16 protein-coding genes are annotated in these 19,598 nt (G+C 67.2%); 11 read left to right on the top strand and 5 right to left on the bottom strand.

From position 1 onward, the window contains the following. Nucleotides 1-3 precede the first annotated feature (3 nt). From N5C88_RS30000 to N5C88_RS29990, 3 genes are all read right to left on the bottom strand, one after another. Nucleotides 4-1,425, bottom strand: coding sequence for an efflux transporter outer membrane subunit (locus N5C88_RS30000; RefSeq protein ID WP_059378877.1), 1,422 nt, complete (start codon nt 1,423-1,425; stop codon nt 4-6). 96 nt (nt 1,426-1,521) lie between these two features. After that, complete coding sequence (locus N5C88_RS29995) at nt 1,522-2,028, bottom strand: MarR family transcriptional regulator (RefSeq protein ID WP_054458746.1); 507 nt, start codon at nt 2,026-2,028, stop codon at nt 1,522-1,524. 33 nt (nt 2,029-2,061) lie between these two features. Next, nucleotides 2,062-2,955: a DMT family transporter gene (locus tag N5C88_RS29990; protein WP_280016806.1), complete on the bottom strand. Its 894-nt coding sequence runs from the start codon at nt 2,953-2,955 to the stop codon at nt 2,062-2,064. A 76-nt stretch (nt 2,956-3,031) separates the two neighbouring features. Between N5C88_RS29990 and N5C88_RS29985 the strand changes: the two genes are divergently transcribed. The 10 genes from N5C88_RS29985 (at nt 3,032) to N5C88_RS29940 (ending at nt 12,272) form a co-directional block, all read left to right on the top strand. Beyond that, nucleotides 3,032-4,009 (top strand): DMT family transporter, encoded by a 978-nt coding sequence (locus N5C88_RS29985; RefSeq protein ID WP_280016805.1) that lies wholly within the window; start codon nt 3,032-3,034, stop codon nt 4,007-4,009. A gap of 71 nt (nt 4,010-4,080) precedes the next feature. After that, complete coding sequence (locus N5C88_RS29980) at nt 4,081-5,070, top strand: quinone oxidoreductase (RefSeq protein ID WP_280016804.1); 990 nt, start codon at nt 4,081-4,083, stop codon at nt 5,068-5,070. A gap of 182 nt (nt 5,071-5,252) precedes the next feature. Continuing rightward, the gene (gene styD / locus N5C88_RS29975; RefSeq protein ID WP_280016803.1) at nt 5,253-6,764 is read left to right on the top strand and encodes a phenylacetaldehyde dehydrogenase StyD; all 1,512 of its coding nucleotides are present in this window, start codon (nt 5,253-5,255) and stop codon (nt 6,762-6,764) included. Nucleotides 6,765-6,832: 68 nt separating this feature from the next. After that, the gene (locus tag N5C88_RS29970) at nt 6,833-7,711 is read left to right on the top strand and encodes a transporter (RefSeq protein WP_280016802.1); all 879 of its coding nucleotides are present in this window, start codon (nt 6,833-6,835) and stop codon (nt 7,709-7,711) included. A 32-nt stretch (nt 7,712-7,743) separates the two neighbouring features. After that, entirely contained in the window at nt 7,744-8,934 is a 1,191-nt protein-coding gene (locus tag N5C88_RS29965; protein WP_251877076.1) for an amine dehydrogenase large subunit, read from the top strand. Further along, entirely contained in the window at nt 8,931-9,488 is a 558-nt protein-coding gene (locus N5C88_RS29960; RefSeq protein ID WP_280016801.1) for a MauE/DoxX family redox-associated membrane protein, read from the top strand. The genes N5C88_RS29965 and N5C88_RS29960 overlap by 4 nt, the downstream gene beginning before the upstream one ends. A gap of 11 nt (nt 9,489-9,499) precedes the next feature. Further along, nucleotides 9,500-10,138: a methylamine dehydrogenase accessory protein MauD gene (gene mauD, locus N5C88_RS29955; protein WP_059378898.1), complete on the top strand. Its 639-nt coding sequence runs from the start codon at nt 9,500-9,502 to the stop codon at nt 10,136-10,138. Next, nucleotides 10,122-10,643 carry a methylamine dehydrogenase light chain gene (locus N5C88_RS29950; protein ID WP_054458730.1) on the top strand — a complete coding sequence of 174 codons (522 nt, stop codon included), beginning with the start codon at nt 10,122-10,124 and terminating at the stop codon, nt 10,641-10,643. Before mauD ends, N5C88_RS29950 begins: the two co-directional genes overlap by 17 nt. A gap of 38 nt (nt 10,644-10,681) precedes the next feature. Then, nucleotides 10,682-11,164 (top strand): cytochrome c, encoded by a 483-nt coding sequence (locus N5C88_RS29945; RefSeq protein ID WP_280016800.1) that lies wholly within the window; start codon nt 10,682-10,684, stop codon nt 11,162-11,164. Between the two features lie 148 nt (nt 11,165-11,312). Then, nucleotides 11,313-12,272 carry a helix-turn-helix domain-containing protein gene (locus N5C88_RS29940; RefSeq protein ID WP_251877070.1) on the top strand — a complete coding sequence of 320 codons (960 nt, stop codon included), beginning with the start codon at nt 11,313-11,315 and terminating at the stop codon, nt 12,270-12,272. On the opposite strand, the gene N5C88_RS29935 is transcribed toward N5C88_RS29940, so the two are convergent. Both N5C88_RS29935 and glnE read right to left on the bottom strand, forming a co-directional pair. Continuing rightward, a complete protein-coding gene (locus N5C88_RS29935) occupies nt 12,273-12,947 on the bottom strand; it encodes an epoxyqueuosine reductase QueH (RefSeq protein WP_054458727.1) in 675 nt (224 codons plus the stop codon). It lies immediately after the preceding gene. Between the two features lie 85 nt (nt 12,948-13,032). Next, complete coding sequence (glnE, locus tag N5C88_RS29930; protein ID WP_280016814.1) at nt 13,033-15,813, bottom strand: bifunctional [glutamate--ammonia ligase]-adenylyl-L-tyrosine phosphorylase/[glutamate--ammonia-ligase] adenylyltransferase; 2,781 nt, start codon at nt 15,811-15,813, stop codon at nt 13,033-13,035. Nucleotides 15,814-15,913: 100 nt separating this feature from the next. On the opposite strand from glnE, the gene N5C88_RS29925 reads away from it, so the two are divergent. After that, on the top strand, nt 15,914-19,561 hold the full coding sequence (locus N5C88_RS29925; protein ID WP_280016813.1) for a YhdP family protein: 3,648 nt from the start codon (nt 15,914-15,916) through the stop codon (nt 19,559-19,561). Nucleotides 19,562-19,598: the final 37 nt, after the last annotated feature.

The following is a 19,598-nucleotide window of genomic DNA, read 5'->3' as shown; positions in this document are numbered from 1 at the left end:
CGTTCAATGGGTGGAGTTCGTGGCGGGGGCCGGCTCGGCCGCGGGGGCGTAGCCGCCGCCCAGCGCGTTGGCGAGACTGGCGTCCAGCTGATAGGCGCGGATACGCAGATCGGTGTCCAGCCGCGCCTGGGTCAGCACGCCGGTCTGCGCGATGAGCACGGAGATGTAGTTGCCCATGCCGGCCTTGTAGCGCTTGACGGCCAGGTCATAGGCGGCGTCGATGGCTTCGCGGGCCTGGCGCTGCTGGGCCTTTTCCTGGTCCAGCAGGCGCAGGCCGTCGAGCGCGTCGGCCACCTGGTGCACGGCGTCCAGCACGGTCTGGTTGTAGTCCGACACCGCGAGGTCGGCGTCGGCGCGCCGGCCCGCCAGGTTGGCGTTCAATTCGCCGCCGTGGAAGATCGGCAGCGTGACCGCCGGGCCGAAACCGGCCATGCGGGCATCCGCGCCCAGCAGGTTGCCGGTGCCCATGGCCTGGAAGCCGACGAACGCCGCCAGGTTCACATTGGGGTAGAACTCGGCGCGGGCGCTGTCGATGGCGTGGCGGGCGGCTTCGGCGCGCCATTTCGCGGCGGTGACGTCGGGGCGGTGGCCCAGCAGGTCCAGCGGCACGTTGGCGGGCACGCCGCCGGCGGGCGCGGTCAGCGCCACCGGCTGCAAGGATTGCCCGCGCTGCGGACCGGCCCCGGCCAGCGCGGCGACCTGATTGCGCAGCTGCGCCAGCGTGGTGTCGGTCTGGGTCAGTTCGACCTTGCCGGCGGCCAGCGACGATTCCGCCTGTTTGACTTCCACCTGGGTGTCCAGCCCGGCCGTGTAGCGGCCCTGGGTCAGCGACAGCACCTCGGCGCGCTGGGCCAGCACGCGGTTGAGCACGTCGCGCTGGGCGAAGGCGTTCTGCAGGTTCAGGTAGGCGCGGACCAGGGCGCCGGCCAGCAGATTGCGCGCCGCCTGCGCGTCGGCCGCGGCGGCGGCTTGCTGCGATACGGCCGCTTGCAGGCGCGAGCGGTTCTTGCCCCAGAAGTCCAGCTCATAGCTGAAGTCCAGCGCCAGGCGGTTGTCGCTCACGACCGAGCCGCCCATGGGAGCGGGGTAGATGTAATCCTTGGACAGGTGTTCGCGGGTCAGCGTGTAGTTGGCGTCCACCCGGGGCAGCAGCGGGGCGCGTGCGATGCCGACCGCGGCATTGGCCTTGGCCAGGCGGGCTTGCGCCGCGCTCATCGAGGGGTTGTTGGCCAAGCCCTCGTCCAGCAAGGCATTGAGCTGCGGATCGCCGTAGCGCTGCCACCATTGGGTTTCAGGCCAGACGGTGTCCTGGCTGGTGAGCCCCAGCTTGGCGCCGTCCAGCGCGGCCACGGGCTCGGAGCCGGATTCCATCAATGCGCAACCGCTCAGGGCCAGCACCAATACGGTAGTAAGAAGGCGTTTCATCCTGACTGTTTGCTGAAAGTAATTGATTGATCTGTATTTGCCTAGGCAATCATTATGCCAAATAAAACCCCGAAAGCCGGGGTTCGCTGGCGGCCCTTAGCGGTTTGGAGGTGCTGACGAGGCAGAGCCGTTGGCGATCATCCGGCGCAGCAGGTGCTTGAGCTGCGCGACTTCGTCGCTGGAAAACCCGCGCAGGTGGTAATTCAGTACTCGCGCGATATTGGGCGGGATCGCGCGCGCCTTGGCCTCGCCGATCTCGGTGAGTTCGATCTTGACGACCCGGCGGTCCGTCTGGCATCGGTTGCGGCGCAGCAGGCCCTTGGCTTCCAGCCGGTCCAATGCGCGGGTCATGGCGCCCGTGTCCATGCCGGTGAGCCTGGCGAGTTCCGCGGGCGTATCGGCGCGGCCCTGGAATACCAGCAGCACGGGACGCCATTGCATCGCGGTGAGCTCCAGCGGGGCCATTTCCTGGTCCAGCATCCGGTTCAGGGAATTGGAGACCAGCTTGATCAGGAAGCCGGCGTTTTCATCCATCACGCAGCTGGCGTCTGCACGGTAATGGACGGGGCCGTCGGACGGGGAAGGGGGAGGCGCAGCAGTCATATGCGCCGAATTTTACTGCCTAGTCAGTTATTGTCAAGGCTGTGTCTTCACCGCGGCGTCCTGCTGTGCGGCGGGCGCCTGCTTGCGCAGGCCCGACCAGACGATGGCGGCCACGATCAGGGCGGCGCCCGCCATCATGCGCGGCGTCGGTTCCTGGCTGAACAGCGCCCAGGCGAACGCGATCGCGTAGACGGGCTCCAGTGCGATGACCAGTCCGGCGCTGCGCGCGTTCAGCCGCGTCAGGCTGGAGACGAACAGATAGTGGGATAAGCCCGTGCAGAAGACGCCCAGCAGCGCCAGCCAGAACCAGTCCAGCGCAGGCAGCGCGGGCAACTGGGACACGGCGAAGGGCAGCATTACCAGCGCCACGATCAGGTTCTGCCAGCAGGCCACCTGCATCGGGTCCATGCCCGAGGCCGAACGGCGGTTGCTCAGCGCCAGCAGGGCGAAGCTCAGGCCCGACAACAGGCCCCAGGCCAGACCGATGGTGCCCTGGTCGGCCAGGTCGAACGCGGGGGTGACCAGAACCAGGCCTGCAGTCACCAGGCCCAGCAGCAACCATTCGGTCGGGCGGATGCGTTCCCGGAAGAGCAACCCCTCGAACAAGGTGATGAAGGCGGGGAAGCTGGCGAAACCCAGCGTGGCGATGGCGATGCCGCCGACCTTCACGGCGATGAAGAAGGTGACCCAGTGTCCCGCCAGCAGGGCGCCCGAGACCACCAGCACGAACAGCTGCGCGGGCGTCAGGGCGCCCAGCAGCGGCTTGCGGCGCATGCGCGCGAACAGCCCCAGCGCGAGCACCGCGAAGACGGCCCGGCCCAGCGTGATCACGGCGGCGCTGGCCTGGATCAATTCGCCGAACACGCCGGTCAGGCCGAAAAGCACGGCGGCAACGTGGATGTAGGTGAGGGCGCGGTGTCGGGTCATGCGTGAGGCAGGCGTATGGCGAAGAAAGCGTGGGTAAAGGCGTGCGGCGTTTTTGCACTGAATCTAAAATCATCGCATGAATCGCCTTGCCAAGTTTTCGCCGCCCTTCCGCCTTTCCAACCGCGCTGCCGGCTTTTTCCTGGCAACCCTGGGCGCAGTCCTGTTCTCGGCCAAGGCCATCGTGGTGAAGTTCACCTACCGCTATGGCATCGACGCGGTCACCCTCATTGCTTTCCGCATGCTGTTCGCCATGCCGTTCTTCGCGGCGGTGGCCTGGTATCAGTCGCGCCGCGCGGCGCGCGGCGAAATCCCCGTGATGACCTGGAGGGAGCGCGCGCAGGTCTGCGTGCTGGGCCTGCTGGGCTATTACCTGTCCAGCTTCCTGGACTTTCTGGGGCTGCGCTACATCACCGCCAGCCTGGAGCGCCTGATCCTGTTCCTGTCGCCCTCGCTGGTGGTGCTGTTGTCGGCGTTCTGGTTCAAACGCCCGGTCGAGCGCCGCCAGTGGATGGCCATGGCGCTGTCCTATGCCGGGGTGGTGCTGGTGTTCGCCCACGACCTGTCCTTCGGCGGTAGCGAGGTGCTGTTAGGGTCTTTGTTCGTTTTCGGGTCGGCCGCAAGCTATTCTGTGTACCTGATCTGTTCGGGGGAACTGGTCAAGCGCTTGGGCGCGACGCGCCTGGTGGCGTATGCCATGCTGGTGTCCTGCGTGGCCTGCATCATCCAGTTCTTTGCCGTGCATCCCCCGTCCATGCTGATCCAGCCTGCCGGGGTCTACGGGTATTCGGTGATCCACGCCACGCTGAATACCGTGGTGCCGGTGTTCATGCTGATGTGGGCGGTGGCGCTGATCGGCGCGCCCACCGCGTCGCTGCTGGGCATGATCGGGCCGGTATCGGTGCTGTTTCTGGCGTCGTGGTTCCTGCAAGAGCCCATCACGGTGTGGCAGATGGCGGGGACCGCGTTGGTGCTGGCAGGGGTATTCGTGCTGATGGGGGGCGGGGCCGGCAGGCTGGCGTCCGTCAGGCAGGACGAGGCCCGGCCATCGCGTTGAATCTGGTTTTTCTCGTTCAGGGGCCGCAGACAGGCTCTCGTTAGCATTTTTTCCAATGAAAGGAGGCCAGCATGGCCAGCAATCTCGTCAAGGCAATTCGTATCGAGCAGCACGGTGGTCCTGAAGTCCTGAAGCTGGTCGAGGTGGAAGTGCCTCCGCCCGCCGCCAATGAAGTCACGATCGAGCAGCACGCCGCCGGCCTGAACTTCATCGATATCTATTACCGCACGGGCTTGTATCCCCACGCGCTGCCGCATGGCCTGGGCTGCGAGGGCGCGGGCGTCGTGACCGCCGTCGGCGCCGACGTCACGCATCTGAAAAAGGGCGACCGCGTCGCCTACGGCCAGAGCCCCATCGGCGCCTACGCCAAGGCGCGCAATGTGCCGGCGGCGCAGGTCGTCAAGGTGCCCAAGGGCATCGGCTTTGACGAAGCCGCAGCCCTGATGCTCAAGGGCCTGACGGTGCAATACCTGTTCCGCCAGACCTACCGCCTGCAAGGCGGCGAGACCATCCTGTTCCACGCGGCTGCGGGCGGCGTGGGCCTGATTGCATGCCAATGGGCCAAGGCCCTGGGCGTGAAGCTGATCGGCACCGTCTCCAGCCCCGAGAAGGCCGAGCTGGCCCGCGCCAACGGCGCCTGGGAAACCATCGACTACTCGCGCGAGAACGTGGCCGAACGCGTGCTCGAGCTGACCGGCGGCAAGAAGGTGCCGGTGGTGTACGACGGCGTGGGCAAGGACACCTGGGAAACCTCGCTGGACTGCATCGAGCCGCGCGGCCTGATGGTGAGCTTCGGCAACGCGTCCGGCCCCGTGTCGGGCGTCAACCTGGCGACGCTGAACCAGAAGGGCTGCCTGTACGTGACGCGCCCGTCGCTGGGCCTGCACGTGAACACGCTGGCCAAGCTGCAGGCCGCCTCCGAGGAGCTGTTCGACCTGGTTCTGAAGAAGAAGATCAAGGTCCGCATCGACCAGCGCTACTCGCTGGAGCAGGCCGGCGAAGCCCAGACCGCGCTGGCCGCGCGCAAGACCACCGGCGCCACGGTGCTGATGCTGGACTGATCCGACGTCCGCGGTGCGCGGGCCCCAAAGGGGCGCCGCGCCAGGCCCGGCACCGCGCGGCGCGCATTGCCGGGCCTTTTTTTTGCGCCGTGCGCAGAATGACAAATCGCCATGCACGGTCCGACAAGCCTTCCGGGAAGGCCGTTGCTATCCTGGCTTCAACCATTTCGTTGGAGCTACGAATGTCTTCAGCAAGCGCAAGCGCCGCCGGCCACGCCGGATCTGACCGCCCGGAACTGGCCGCCATCCGGGAAGCCATGCTCATCGATGGCAAGCCGGTGCGCGAAGGACAAGGCGCGCCCATCGCCGTGCATGATCCGGCCACGGGCGCAGTCATCGCCCATCAGCCCGACGCCGGGCCGCGGCAGGTGGACCTGGCGGTGCAGGCCGCCAGGCGCGCCTTCGAATCCGGTCCCTGGCGCGACATGCTGCCCGCCGGGCGCGAACGCCTGTTGCTGAAACTGGCCGATCTGATCGAGCAGCACGGCACCGAACTGGCCCGCCTGGAAACCCTGAACAACGGCAAGCTGCTGGGCGTGGCGCAGGGCCTGGAAGTCGGCTCGGGCGCGGAGTGGCTGCGCTACATGGCGGGGTGGGCGACCAAGATCACGGGCGACACCTTGTCGCTGTCCATACCGTTTCCTCCGGGCGTGCGGTACAGCGCCTATACCTTGCCGCAAGCGGTGGGCGTGGTGGCCGCGATCATTCCGTGGAATTTTCCGCTGTTGATGGCGATCTGGAAGATCGCGCCCGCCTTGGCCGCGGGCTGCACCGTCGTGCTCAAGCCCGCCGAGGAAACGCCGCTGACGGCGCTGCGCCTGGCCGAGCTGGTGCTGGAGGCGGGCTTCCCGTCCGGCGTCGTCAACGTCGTGACCGGCCGGGGCGAGACTGCCGGCGCCGCGCTGGTCGCGCATCCTGGCGTGGACAAGATCGCGTTCACCGGTTCGACCGAAGTCGGCAAGCTGATCGGGCGCGCCGCGATGGACGACATGAAGCGGGTCTCGCTGGAGCTGGGCGGCAAGTCCCCCGTGATCGTGCTGGACGACTGCGACGTCGACCGCGCCGTGCAGGGGGCCGCCGCCGCCATTTTCTTCAACCAGGGGCAGGTCTGCACGGCGGGCTCGCGCCTGTATGTGCAGAAGGGCCTGTATCCCAAGGTCGTCCAGGGGCTGGCGGATCTGGCCGCCGGCATGAAGCTGGGTTCCGGATTCGATCCGGCCACGCAGGTCGGCCCGCTGGTGTCGGCCCGCCACCAGAAGCGCGTCATGGATTACATCGGCCTCGGACGCAGCGAAGGCGGACGGGTGCTGGCGGGCGGGGGTAGCGGCAGCGGTTCGGGCTACTTCGTGCAGCCCACCGTTTTTGCGGACGTGCCGCCGGGGGCGCGCATCGTCCGCGAGGAGATCTTCGGACCCGTGGTGGTGGCGCAGCCCTTCGACACGTTGGACGATGCGGTGCGGCTGGCCAATGACAGCGCCTACGGCCTGGGCGCCAGCCTCTGGAGCAACGATCTCTCCCGCGTGCAAAGCCTGATCCCGCGCATCGACGCCGGCACCGTCTGGGTGAACACGCACAACATGCTGGATCCCAACATGCCTTTCGGCGGATTCAAGCAGTCCGGCATCGGCCGCGAGCACGGCCGCGCCGTGCTGGAAATGTACCTGGAACGGAAGTCTGTTTGCATCGCTTACTAGAACGATGAGCGCTCGGCCCAAGCCGGGAAATACCGGTGGCCGCGCCTTCATGACACCAAGGGGAAGACATGGCAGGGACAGGTAGCCTGGCCCGCAGGCGGGCCGTGCTGTTGCTCGCGTGCGCGGCAGCGTCGCAGACGGCATGGGCGGGAGACCCCAGCGCGCGGGATTGGATACCCGCGCCGGCGGGCACCAATATCATCGCCGGGTATCTGGCGGGACTGCGATCCTCGGGCTTGTACTCCGAGGGGCAGCGGGTGGACGGCGCGTCCGTCGACGTGAATGCGCTGGTGTATCGCCAGATGCACTATCGCGACTTCTACGGCAAGACGATGCAGCTCGAATTCATCGTGCCGATGTATCGGACCTCGCTGGACCTGCCGGGCGCGCCCGGCGACCACCAGACGGGTATCGGCGACCTGACGCTCGGGTCGGCCATCTGGCTGTACAACAATGAGCAGACCAAGACCTGGTTCGCCTGGGAACCCTTTGTGGTGGCGCCGGTGGGCCGATACGACGGTTCGCGTCCCGACGTGTCTCCAGGCAAGAACCGCTGGTCCACCATCCAGGATTTCGCTTTCGTGCAGGGCTTCGGCGAATCCACCTATCTCGAAGCCATCGCCGAAGTGGAGATCTACGGCCGCAATACGGACTGGTATGGGCAGACGCTGAAGAAGGACCCCTCGTTCCGCTTCTTCGCGCTGGCCTCGACCAACCTGACGCCGGACACCTACACCGGCATCCGTTACCGCTACGAGACAGGCGGCAAGGAAACCTCATCCGGCGAGACCGTCGCCACGCGGGCGCGCAATCATCAGCTGGCCGTCGAACTGACGCATCAGATCAACGACGCCAACCAGATTCAGATGCAGTACATCCACGACCTGAAGGTCGAGAACGGACCGCGGATGCGTGGCGTGCAGTTGCGCTACGTCTATGCGTTCTAGGAGAACCGGACCATGAGACCAGGAGAATATCGATGAACGCGCCTAGCGCCAGATCATGCGCATCGCGGGCCGGACGGTGGGCGCTGTGCGCCGCCCTGGCGGCGTCGGCGGGCCTAGCCCGGGCGGACCTGCCCGTGGAAGAGCTCAAGGGCGGCACCCGCCTGCCGCCGGCCACGCCGCACAGGTTGTACGTGATGGATGCCGTCTTCAACCACCTGGTCGACAGCCGGGTCAATATCTACGACGGCGACTCCATGAAGTTCCTGGGCATGGTGCCCGCGTCGTTCAACGGCCACATGACCGTGTCCGCGGACGGCAAGGACATCTACGTCATGACGACCTACTACGAGCGCTTGAACCGCGGCAAGCGCACCGACGTGGTGGAGGCTTGGGACGCCGAAACGCTCACGCCCAAGTACGAGGTGCCGATCCCGCAGAAGCGCGCGCAGGCGCTGAACTACCGCAATTATCTGCAGCAGAGCACGGACGGGGCGCTGCTGTTCGTGCAGAACGCCACGCCTGCGTCCTCGGTCACGGTGGTGAACCTGCAGACGCGCCAGTTCGCGGACGAGGTCACCGCGGCCGCAGGCTGCTGGAGCATCATCGTGCTGCCTTCGCGCCCGCGCAGCTTCGCCAGCATCTGCGGCGACGGCGCGCTGCTTACCGTGGACCTGGACCCGGCCGGCAAGCCAGCCGGGCAGCAGCGCAGCCAGCCCATGTTCGACCCCGAGAAGGATCCCATCTTCACGCACACCGAGAACCTGGGCGATACCTACTACTTCGTGTCCTACAACGGCAATGTCTACAGCGCCGACTTCAGCGGCAAGGAAGCGGCGTTCGGCAAGCCCTGGTCCCTGCTGGACGCTGCGGGCAAGGACCAGGGCTGGCGCCCTGGCGGCTACAACCTGCTGGCCATCAACAAGGCCGCCAAGCGGCTGTATGTGGGCATGCATCCCAACGGGGCCGAAGGCTCGCACAAGACGCCGGCCGCCGAGATCTGGGTCTACGACCTGGCCACGCATCAGCGGGTGGCGCGGGTGCCGGGCCAGAATGCCTTGTCGATGTCGGTTTCGCAGGACGACCAGCCGCGTCTGTACACGATCGACGGCGGCAACGTGAACGTCTACGACGCCGCGCCGGCCGCGCCGGTCCTCAAGGGCACGATCCAGGCGGCCGGCGAAACCGCGCTGCAGGTCGAACCGCAACCGCGAGGTGCGCGATGAACGATCCCGTGCTGCTGTATGCCGCGAGCGCGGCGCTGGCTTGCGTGCTGCTCCTGGGGGCGCTGGAAAAGCTGAAGGACATTGCAGGCTTCACCGCCATCGTGTCGGCCTACCGCATCCTGCCGGCGGGGTGGAGCGGCGCGTTCGCGTGGCTCTTCGTGCTGAGCGAAGCGCTGGCCGGCGCCTTGCTGCTGGCCCCGGCGCGACAGGCGGCGGGCGCGCAACTGGCGCTGCTGGTGTTGGCGGCTGCGACGCTGGCGCTGGCCTTCAACCTGCTGCGCGGCCATCGCGACATCGACTGCGGTTGCGGCGGTCCCGCCGCCAGCGGGCCGGGACGCGGCGCGCAACGTGGCGGGCTGTCGTGGTGGCTGGTGCTGCGCAACGCGTTGCTGGCGCTGTGGGCAGCGCCCGCGCTGATCGCCGCGGCGGGCCAATCGCGTGGCCTGCAATGGGCCGACTCCGCCGCCGTCTTCGGCCTGGCCATGGCTGCCGTGGGCCTGTACTTCACCGCCAATCACCTGTTGGCCTCCCATCTCAAGTTGCGCAATCTCTGAAGGAAACTCACATGGATGCCTTGATCATTTCCAATTTCCTGCTGTGGGGCGTGGTGCTCTGCCTGGTGCTGGTCATCCTGGCGCTGTCGCGGCAGATCGGCGTGCTGTACGAGCGCGTGGCGCCGATGGGGGCGCTGACGATGGACAAGGGCCCTGGCGTGGGCGAGCCTGCGCCGCGCTTCGAGCTGCCGGATCTGCTGGGCCGCCGTATCGTCGTGGGCGAACGCGGCCAGCACAGCCAGCTGCTGTTCTTTCTTTCCCCGACCTGCCCGGTTTGCAAGAAGCTGCTGCCGATCCTCAAGTCGGTGGCCAGCACGGAAAGCGCCTGGCTGCGCATCGTGCTGGCCAGCGACGGCGAAATGCCCGAGCACCTGGCGTTCTACAAGCAGGCGGGCCTGGAGCGGTTTCCGTATTTGCTGTCGACCGAGCTGGGCATGAAGTTCCAGATCAGCAAGCTGCCCTATGCCGTGTTGATCGATGAAACCGGAACCCTGCGCGCCAAGGGCCTGATCAACTCGCGCGAACAGCTCGAAAGCCTGTTCACCGCGAAGGAGCTGGGCGTGGCCTCGGTGCAGGAGTTCCTGGCCGCCGGCACGCTGGAAGAAACCCGGATTTCCCGCAAGGAGAGCGGCAATGCAATGGCTGGATAAACTCGCGGAGCGCGCCGCGCGCTCGGTTGCGCACACCACTTCCCGGCGCAGCGTGCTCAACCGCATCGGCCGGGCGCTGGTCGGAACGGCATTCCTCATGCCGGTGCTGCCGGTGGCGCGGTCCGCGCCCGCGGACCCCAAGAAGCCGCAGATGGACGACACGGCGTGCGACTACTGGCGCTATTGCGCGGTGGACGGCTTTCTGTGTTCATGCTGCGGCGGCAGCATGACGTCCTGCCCGCCAGGCACCTCGCCTTCGGCCGTGTCGTGGGTCGGCACCTGCCACAATCCCTTGGACGGCAAGGACTACCTGATCAGCTATAACGATTGCTGCGGCAAGGCCGCTTGCGGCAAATGCATGTGCGCGTCCGCCGAGCGCGAGCGGCCGGGCTATCAGATGTTCCTGCATAACGATGTGAACTGGTGCATGTCCAACGAGTCCTCCATCTTCCACTGCACGACTTCGGTGATCGTGGGTCTGGCCAAGCCGAAGCCAAAATCATGAGGCCGGAAAGGCGACCGCCGCGGCACGGGTGGCGCGGGTTGTGCGCCGCCGTCCTGCTTTGCGTGGGCGGGGCGGCGGCCGCAGAGCAGGCGGCCGCTGGCGGCGCCGCGGCCGACAGGCTGCGCGCGGCTGTCCGCGCCGACTACGTGCTGCAATGCGCGGGCTGCCATCGCGTGGACGGCCGCGGCAGCGGCCGCCATGGCATTCCTGATTTCCGCAATTCCGTGGGCGCGTTCGTGCATCTGCCGCAGGGCCGCGACTACCTGGTCCGCGTGCCGGGCGCCGCGCAATCGCAGCTCAGCAACGCCGAGCTCGCGGCCGTGCTGAACTGGGTGGTGCAGGAATTCAGCGCGGCGCAGTTGCCGCAGGATTTCCGGCCGTACACGGAACAGGAAGTCGCGCAGGTCCGGCCGCGCCGCTACGAGGACGTGGTGCCGGTGCGTCATGGCCTGGCTCAGGCGCTGTCGCAACTCGGTTTCCAATTGGCCGACTATTCCTATGGCAGCGACAGAAAACCTTAGAGGAACAGGCACTTAGGGGTTGTCACCGATACTCCCTGGCGCCGACCGATGCTAGAAAGAGGCAGCATTCCATTCAACGCTGTAGCTGTGTCGCCAGGCAGGCCGTCCCAGGCAAACAGGCACGCCGTTTCGAGACGCCGGAGTCGCCATGTCCCCATCCCTTCTGCGCAGCGAGCCCAGGCACTTCCTGGACTGCGCAAGCTGGCAGGAAAATGTCAGCGATACCTTCGTTCCCCTGGAAGTGTCCGCGGTGTTTCCGGCCCGTTTCCGCAACAGCGTGGCGGTGGATTCGCTGGGCTGGATGCAGGTCTGCGAGTTGCGCAGCAGCGCCCAGCGCGTGCGTCGCAGCAAGCTGCTGGCCAACCGTTCCGAGTCGTCCGGCTACAAGGTGACGCTGCAGCTCGCGGGCCGCAGCGAGATCCGCCAGTCGGGGCGCAGCGCCTTGCTGGTGCCGGGCGAATGGAGCATCTACGACACCACCCGGCCGTACGAAGTCGACGTCGACGATGGCGCGCACTTCCTGGTCATGCAGGTGCCCGGCAAGCATTTCGAGGCCTGGCAGTCTTTCATGCAGAATGCCGTGGCGCGCAGCTTCAGCGCGCGCCAGGGTTGCGGGCGCATGGCGATGGACCTGTTGCGCGTGGCGCTGACCGAGCACGCGCATCTGTCTGAAAGCGCCTCGCGCGATGCCGCCAATGCGGTGCTGCAGATGATGGGGCTGGATATCAGCGAGCGGGCAGGGGGGCAGGCCGAACATGACCAGGCCGAACTGCGCCAGGCGCAATTGCGCCGGGTGCAGCAGCACATGCTTGAAAACCTGCATGATCCGGCGCTGTCGCCGGCGACAGCTGCCGCGGCCTTCCGGATGTCGCGCCGCTATCTCTACAACCTGTTCGCGCAGGCTTCCACGACCCCGGCCGACTTCATCCTCAGCGCGCGGCTCGAGCGTTGCTGCGATACGCTGTGCGACCCCGTTCAGGCCGCGCGGCCGATCGGCGACATCGCCTACAGATTCGGGTTCTCAGATGCGGCGCGTTTCAGCCACGCGTTCCGCAAGCGTTTCGGCGTGTCGCCGTCGGAGTACCGGCGCCATGGGCGCCCGTCCTGATCAGAGCTGTTCCTCGTTGATCAGGTCTTCCTTGCCGTAGAACTTCACGCCGATGTGGATGCGTTCGCGGCCCTGCGAGCGGCGATGGCGGTTGGTGTCGCGCAGCGAATAGACGCAGCCGCAATACTCCTGCTGGTAGAAGTTTTCGCGCTTGCTGATTTCGATCATGCGGGCCGAGCCGCCGCCCTTGCGCCAGTTGTAGGTCCAGTAGATCAGATCGTCGTAGCGCGCCGCGGCGCGTTCGCCGCAACCGTTGATCTGGTTCATGTCCTTCCAGCGCGAAATGCCCAGCGAACTGGTGATGGTGTCAAAGCCATGCTCGTGCGCGTAGAGCGCCGTGCGTTCGAAGCGCATGTCGAAGCAGGCCGTGCAGCGTTCGCCGCGTTCGGGCGCGTTTTCCATGCCCTTGACGCGGTCGAACCAGTTGTCCATGTCGTAGTCGGCGTCGATGAATTCAATGCCGTGCTGCTCGGCGAAGCGGATGTTCTCCTGCTTGCGGATTTCGTACTCTTTGACCGGGTGGATGTTCGGGTTGTAGAAGTAGATGGCGTAATCGATGCCTGAGGCGGTCATCGCTTCCATGACTTCGCCGGAACAGGGCGCGCAGCACGAGTGCATCAGCACCTTGCGGCGGCCGGCGGGCAGGTCGAGTTTGGGGCGCACGAGTTCGGACATGGCTTGCAGGAAACAAATAAGGCGGAAAACCCCTTATTTTACGCTGAGTTGCCGCTGAAGGGGGGCGCCCCGTCCCCCCATGCCTTCAGCCCAGCACCGCGTCCCAGAGTTCGCGCACGGCGGCGCGTTCCTCCAGCAGCTGGTCCTGCGGCACGCGCGCCTTTTCCACGCCTTGCAGGCGCATCTGGTGCTGGACGCGGCGCAGGGTGCGGTAGGCGTCGCCGGCGCGCGCGGCCAGCTCGGGAGCAATCAGGCCGGCCTCGCCGGACAGGCGCAGCAGGGCGATATTGCCCAGGTTGCGCACCAGCACCGGATGCGTGCCCGAGTGGCAGAGCACCAGGTATTGCGTGACGAACTCCACGTCGACCATGCCGCCGCGATCGTGCTTCAGGTCGAACAGCGGGCTGCTGTTGGGGTGGCCTGCGTTGATTTTTTCGCGCATCGCCAGCACTTCCTCGCGCAGCTTGGCGGCGTCGCGCGGCAGCACCAGGATGTCCTCGCGGATCTGCTCGAAGCGCGCGCCGACGCTGGCGTCGCCCGAGGCGTAGCGGGCACGGGTCAGCGCCTGGTGCTCCCAGGCCCAGGCGTGCTTGTGCTGGTACTGCTCGAAAGCTTCCACGGACACCGCCAGCAGGCCGGCGTCGCCGTCCGGCCGCAGGCGCAGGTCGACTTCGTACAGGCGGCCGGACGAGGTCATGGTCGAGAGCCACGACGTCATGCGCCGGCCCAGCTTGGCGTAGACCTCGGCGGCGTCGTCGCGCGGGTCGTCGAACAGGAACACCAGGTCCAGGTCCGAGGCATAGCCCAGTTCCTTGCCGCCCAGCTTGCCGTAGGCGATGACGGCGAAGCGCGGTTCGGCGCCCTCGGCCTTGTTGACCAGCGGCCAGGTGCGGCGGATGGTTTCGGTCAGCAGCAGGTCGGCCAGCGCGGACAGCTGGTCGGCCAGCTTTTCCACGGTGAGTTCGCCTTCCAGGTCCTGCGCCAGCAATTGGAAGCTGGCCTGGCGCTGCATGTCGCGCATCAGGTTCATCTGGCGCTCGATGTCCGGGTCGCCGTCGGGCAGCCGGCAGGCGTCCAGGTCGGCGGTCAGCTGGCGCGCGATCTGGCCGAAGTCGAGCGGTTCGAACAGGGTGCGCCAGTCGATCAGGCTGTCCAGCAGCAGGGGGTGCTGGGTCAGGTATTGCGCGGCCCAGGGGCTGGCGGCGACCATGCGCGCCACGCGCGCCAGAGTGTCGGGGTATTCGGCCAGCAGGGCCAGGTAGGCGCTGCGCTGGGCGATTTTCTCGATCAGGTCGAACAGCCGCACGGTGGCTTGCAGCGGCGCAGGGGTCTGCAGGGCCGCTCGCAGGGCGGCCGGCAGCAGCGCGTCCATGCGCTTGCGGCTGCTCTCGGGCAGGCTGCGCACGCGGTGGCTGCCCAGCAGGGTTTCGGTACGGCGCAACAGGTCCTGCGCGTCGTCGCCGAAGGCCTGGCTGATCTGTTCGGCCAGTTCGCAACTGCTGTCTGGCTCGTCCGGGCCGGACCCGGGGTCGGCAACGCCGGGCGCGGGCGCCGGCACTTCGGCGTCGCCCATGCCGACCAGCCGGAATACGTTGCGGAAGGTCTGCGAGACGAATTGGCGGTGCGCGGTGAGCGTGCTTTCGAAGGCCGCGGGACTCATGCCCAGCGCCGCGGCCAGGGCGGCGCGCTGTTCGGGGTCGCCCGGCAGCAGATGGGTCTGGGCGTCCTCGCGGTATTGCAGGGCGTGCTCGGTGCGGCGCAGGTAGCGGTAGGCCTCTTCGAGCCGGCGCGTGTCTTCCTCGGGCACCAGGCCGGCGGCGCTTTCCGCGTGCAGCGCTTCCAGCAGGCCGCGCTTTTGCAGCGCGGGCATGCGGCCGCCGCGGATCAGCTGGGCAAGCTGCACCACGAATTCGATTTCGCGGATGCCGCCGTCGCCCAGCTTGATATTGTTGGCGCTGTCGATGCCGTTGCGCGCGCTGGCGCGCCGCTGCCAGTCCTGGCGGATGCGTTCCCGCAGCGCGCGCAGGGCCGAGAGCGCATCGAAGTCGAAATACTTGCGGTAGACGAAGGGCACGCGCAGGCTTTCCAGCTGGCGAGCCTGGGCGGCGCTGTCGCTGCCTTCGAAGGCCTGGGCCGGGATCAGCCGGGCCTTGAGCCAGGCGTAGCGTTCCCACTCGCGGCCCTGGCCGATCAGGTAGTGCTCCAACGCGTCCAGGCTCCAGGCCAAGGGACCGGCGTCGCCGTCGGGGCGCAGGCGCAGGTCGGTGCGGAACACCTGGCCGTTGGCGTCGACTTCGGACAGTACCGGCATCATGCGCCGCGTCAGGCGGCCGTAGAACTCATGATGGCTGATGCGGCGCGGGCCGTCGGTTTCGCCTTCTTCGCCGTACAGCATGATCAGGTCGATGTCGGACGAGACATTCAGTTCGCAGCCGCCCAGCTTGCCCATGCCCACGATCAGCATTTCCTGGGGCAGGCCGGTGGCCGGGTCGCGCGGCACGCCATGCACGGCGGCGAGGTCCGCCGCCACACTGCGATAGGCCGAGGCCACCGCGGTGTCGGCCAGCGTGGTCATGGCGCCCACGACTTCTTCCAGATCGGCCTGGCCGGTCAGGTCGCGCACGATGAGCGTGTTGAAGACCCGTTCGCGCAGCTTGCGCAGCACCATGCGGCAGGCGTCCACCGGCAGCGTGTCGCCTGCCTGGGGTCCGGCCAGCTCTGCCTGCCAGCGCGCGATCTGCGCGGGCGTGACGGGTTCGCGCACGGCATCGTTCAGCCAGGCGGCCAGATCCGGGTGGGCATCCAGGCGGCGGCGCAGATGGCCGGACCAGGCAAGGGCGGGGGCAAGCGTAGAGGGCGTGGACATGGCGAAAGGGGCGGCGCAATGGGCGCGTTTCAGGTATAAGTGGGGACGATACTGCAAGACCTCTTCTCCTGCCCACCGATCCGTGTCTGTTTCAAAAAAAGTGCTCTGTTGGGTGTTCTGGGCCGTACTGACCGTCTATGGCGTCGTGGCTCTCGGACTGTTGGGCGTGCGCTATTGGGTCCTGCCCCGCGTGGACCAATGGCGTCCCCAGATCGAAGCCTACGCCAGCAAGGCGTTGGGCTCCCGAGTGACCATCGGCTCCATCCAGGCGAACTGGCACGGCCTGAACCCCAAACTCGATCTCACCTCCGTCCAAGTCTACGACGACGAGGTGGACCCCGTGCTGTCCTTGCCTTCCGTTTCGGCGGTGCTGGCCTGGCGCAGCATCCTGGTCCTGTCGCCCAAGCTGCTGCGGCTGCAGCTCGACCGGCCCGAACTCCTTTTGCGGCGCGATCCCGCCAATCACCTGTGGGTCGCGGGCCAGGACATCGATCTCAATAGCGGCGATCAGCGTTCCGACCTGGACCATCCGGCCCTGCGCTGGCTGGGCGCGCAGCGCGAGCTGCGCATCCGCGGCGCGACCATACGCTGGCAGGATGAGTTGCGCCGCGCGCCGGAGCTGACCCTGACGGGCGTCGACTTCCTGGCGCGCAACGGCAGCTTGTCGCATCGCTTCGTGCTCAAGGCCGCAGCGGGCGACGCGTTGGCGCGCAATGTCGAGCTGCGCGGCGAATTCAACCGCAGCCTGTTTTCGGTGAACGCGGCGAATCCCGGTAATTGGGGCGGCCAGCTGTATGTCCAGCTGGACGACGCCGAACCGCTGGCGTGGCAGCCGTGGTTCGAGGTCCCGGCGGTAGCGGGCCGCCTGAGCGGGCGGGCATGGCTGCAGCTGGAGCGTGGCAAGTTTACGGACCTGACCGCGGACGCTGCCGTGCGCGGCCTGCAATGGACCGAGACGGCGCAAGGGGCCGCGGCGCCCGGTTTCAAGGCCGGCTATGTCCAGGCCCGCGTCCAGGGCTTGCCGGGCGACTTCATGCAACTGGAGAGCGTGCCGCTGGCGCGCAGCCCCGGCGCCCCGGCGGTGTCGGTCAGCGGCAAGGCCGAGCACTTGACGCTGTCCTTGCCCGGCGTCTTCGAGCAACCCATGCTGGCGGTGCGCGACGTGGCGCTGGATGCCTCCGTCAAGGGGCCGGACGCCAAGCATTGGTTCGTGGACATAGGCCAGCTGCAACTGGTCAACGACGACCTCGACGTGCGCGTGCAGGGACAGTGGCGCCCCGAGGGCAAGACCGCGGCGGGCAGCGTCGACATGCACGGCGTGATGGCGCGCGGCTCCATGTCCGCCATCCATCGCTATTTGCCCCTGGAGGTCAACGCCGATGCGCGCGAATGGCTGGCTATCGGCTTGCCCGCGGGCGAAATGCAATCCGCCTCCATCACGCTCAAGGGCGATCTCGACGAGTTTCCTTTTGGCGCGCCTGGGGCTCAGGGCGAATTCGTGATCGCCGGCGCATTCAGCGGCGCCAAGGTCGATTACGCGCCTGCGCGCGAACGGCGCAAGGGCTGGCCGATGCTGGAGAACCTGTCCGGCAATTTCCGCATCGACAAGGTCAGCCTGGCGCTGGACAGCGCGGGCGGCGCGGTCGCGCATACCGGGCCGGGGCATACCGTAACGCTCGGGGCGGTTTCCGCAACCATTCCCAACATGGAAGAGAACTCCGAACTGCTGCTGACCGGCGAGACGTCCGGCGCCGTGCCGGCCTATCTGGCGCTGGCCGCCAACTCGCCCTTGGGCGAGCTGCTGGATGGCGCGCTGGACGAGGCACGCGGCACCGGCGACTGGCGGGTGGGGCTCAAGCTCAAGGTGCCGCTGTTGAACACCGATGACACCCAGGTCCAGGGGAACATCCTGTTCGCGGGCAACTCCTTCACCTTCATGCCGGAGATGCCGCTGCTCAGCCAGATGCACGGCGACCTGGCGTTCTCGGAGACGGGTGTCGAGGCCAAGGATCTGAGGGCCCAGTTCCTGGGCGGCCCGGCGCGGATATACGGACGCCTGGCGCAGAGCACGGACGCCCTGCGCTTCGAGGGCACGCTGGCCGGGCCGGCGCTGACCCAATTGAGCAACACGCCGTCCATGTCGCGTTTTTCGGGCAAGGCGGCCTACAAGGGCAAGGTGGGCTATCAGCGCGGCGGCGCGGTGGACATCTCCGTCGAATCGGATCTGATGGGCATGGCGATCGACATGCCCGCTCCGGTGGGCAAGGCCGCCCAGGCCTCGCAGTTGCTCAAAGTGCAATGGTCGCCCGCGCAGGACCGTGGGGCGCAGAACCGGCGCTGGCTCACCGCCAGCCTGGGCGATGGCGTCAACGCGTTGTTCGAACGGGCGCCGTCCGAAGGGGCTCAATCCTATTTCGCGCGCGGCGCGCTGGGCATCAATCGTCCGGCAAGCCTGCCGGAACGCGGATTCAGCCTGAACGCGAGCCTGCCCGAACTGGACATGGACGCCTGGGAAAAAGTGTCCGACGGCTTCAGTGCGCCTGCGGCCAAGGGCCGTGCCGCGCCCAAGCCCATGCTGCCTGCGGCCGAACGCATCAGCCTGGCGGCCGGCGTCTTGCGGACCGGCGGCTTTACCCTGAACGACCTGACGCTGTACGCGACCCGGCCGGGACCCGCGCAATGGCGCGTGGATCTGCAATCCAAACAGGCCACGGGTTCGCTTGAATGGCGCGAGGCTTCGGGCGCCATCGCCGGCCAGATCACTGCGCGCCTGAAGCACCTGTCGCTGGGCGGCGAGGGCGACACCAACAAAGCCGACGAGGCGCTGTCCTCCGGCAACGACCTGTCCGACATCCCGGCGATCGACCTGCAGGCCAAGGAATTCCTGCTGTACGGCAAGAATGTGGGCGAACTCCAGGTGCAGGGCACGAACCTGCAGCGCGGCCGCCAATGGCGCCTGGACAAGCTGTCCATCGTCAACGACGCGGCCTCGCTCAACGCCACCGGCAACTGGAACCTGGAAGGCCAGGGCCGCGGCCTGACCGTGGACGCCTCGGTCAAGTTCGAAGACGTAGGCAAGTTCCTGGACCGCATCGGCCTCGAGAAAGTGGTCTCGGGCGGAAAGGGCACGATGCAGGGCAAGGCCACCTGGCGCAATCTGCCCTGGACCCACAAGGTCGAAGACCTGACGGGCGAGGTCGACGTCAGTCTGGACAAGGGCCGTTTCATGCACGTCAACTCGCGCACCGCGCGACTGTTGGAGCTGCTGTCCCTGCAGTCGCTGCAGCGGCTGGCGCGGCTGGATGTGAACCCCACCAATCTGCTGCGCGACGGCTTCCCCTTTGACACCATCCGCGGCAAGGTCAAGCTGGCCGACGGCACGGCGTCGACCGAGGGCTATAAGATCAACGGGCCGGTGGCGGCCATCGTGCTGGCGGGCGGCGTCAACATCATCCGCGAACGCTGGGACATGAAGGCCGTGGTGATTCCGAACCTGGACGCCAGCGGGGCGGCCATGGTGACGGCGCTGGCGGTCAATCCGCTGATCGGCCTGGGTGCGTTCGTGACGCAGTGGCTGCTGAAGCAGCCGCTGGCGCGGGCCATGACCATGGAATACGCCGTCACCGGCAGTTGGGACGACCCCAAGATCGAGCCGATAGACGCGTCCGGCAAGCCGGCAGGCAACAAGCAGACCCCGCGCCCGGCGCCGCAGCCCGGCACGCTGGAGGAGTTCATGGGCGGGCAGTGAGCCGCGCAGGCAGTCTGTCCGATCAATGAAAGAAAAA

It is taken from the genome of Achromobacter sp. GD03932, from assembly GCF_029839485.1.
Classification (GTDB): Bacteria; Pseudomonadota; Gammaproteobacteria; order Burkholderiales; family Burkholderiaceae_B; genus Achromobacter; species Achromobacter bronchisepticus_A.
This window is presented reverse-complemented; position numbering and strand designations above follow the sequence as displayed.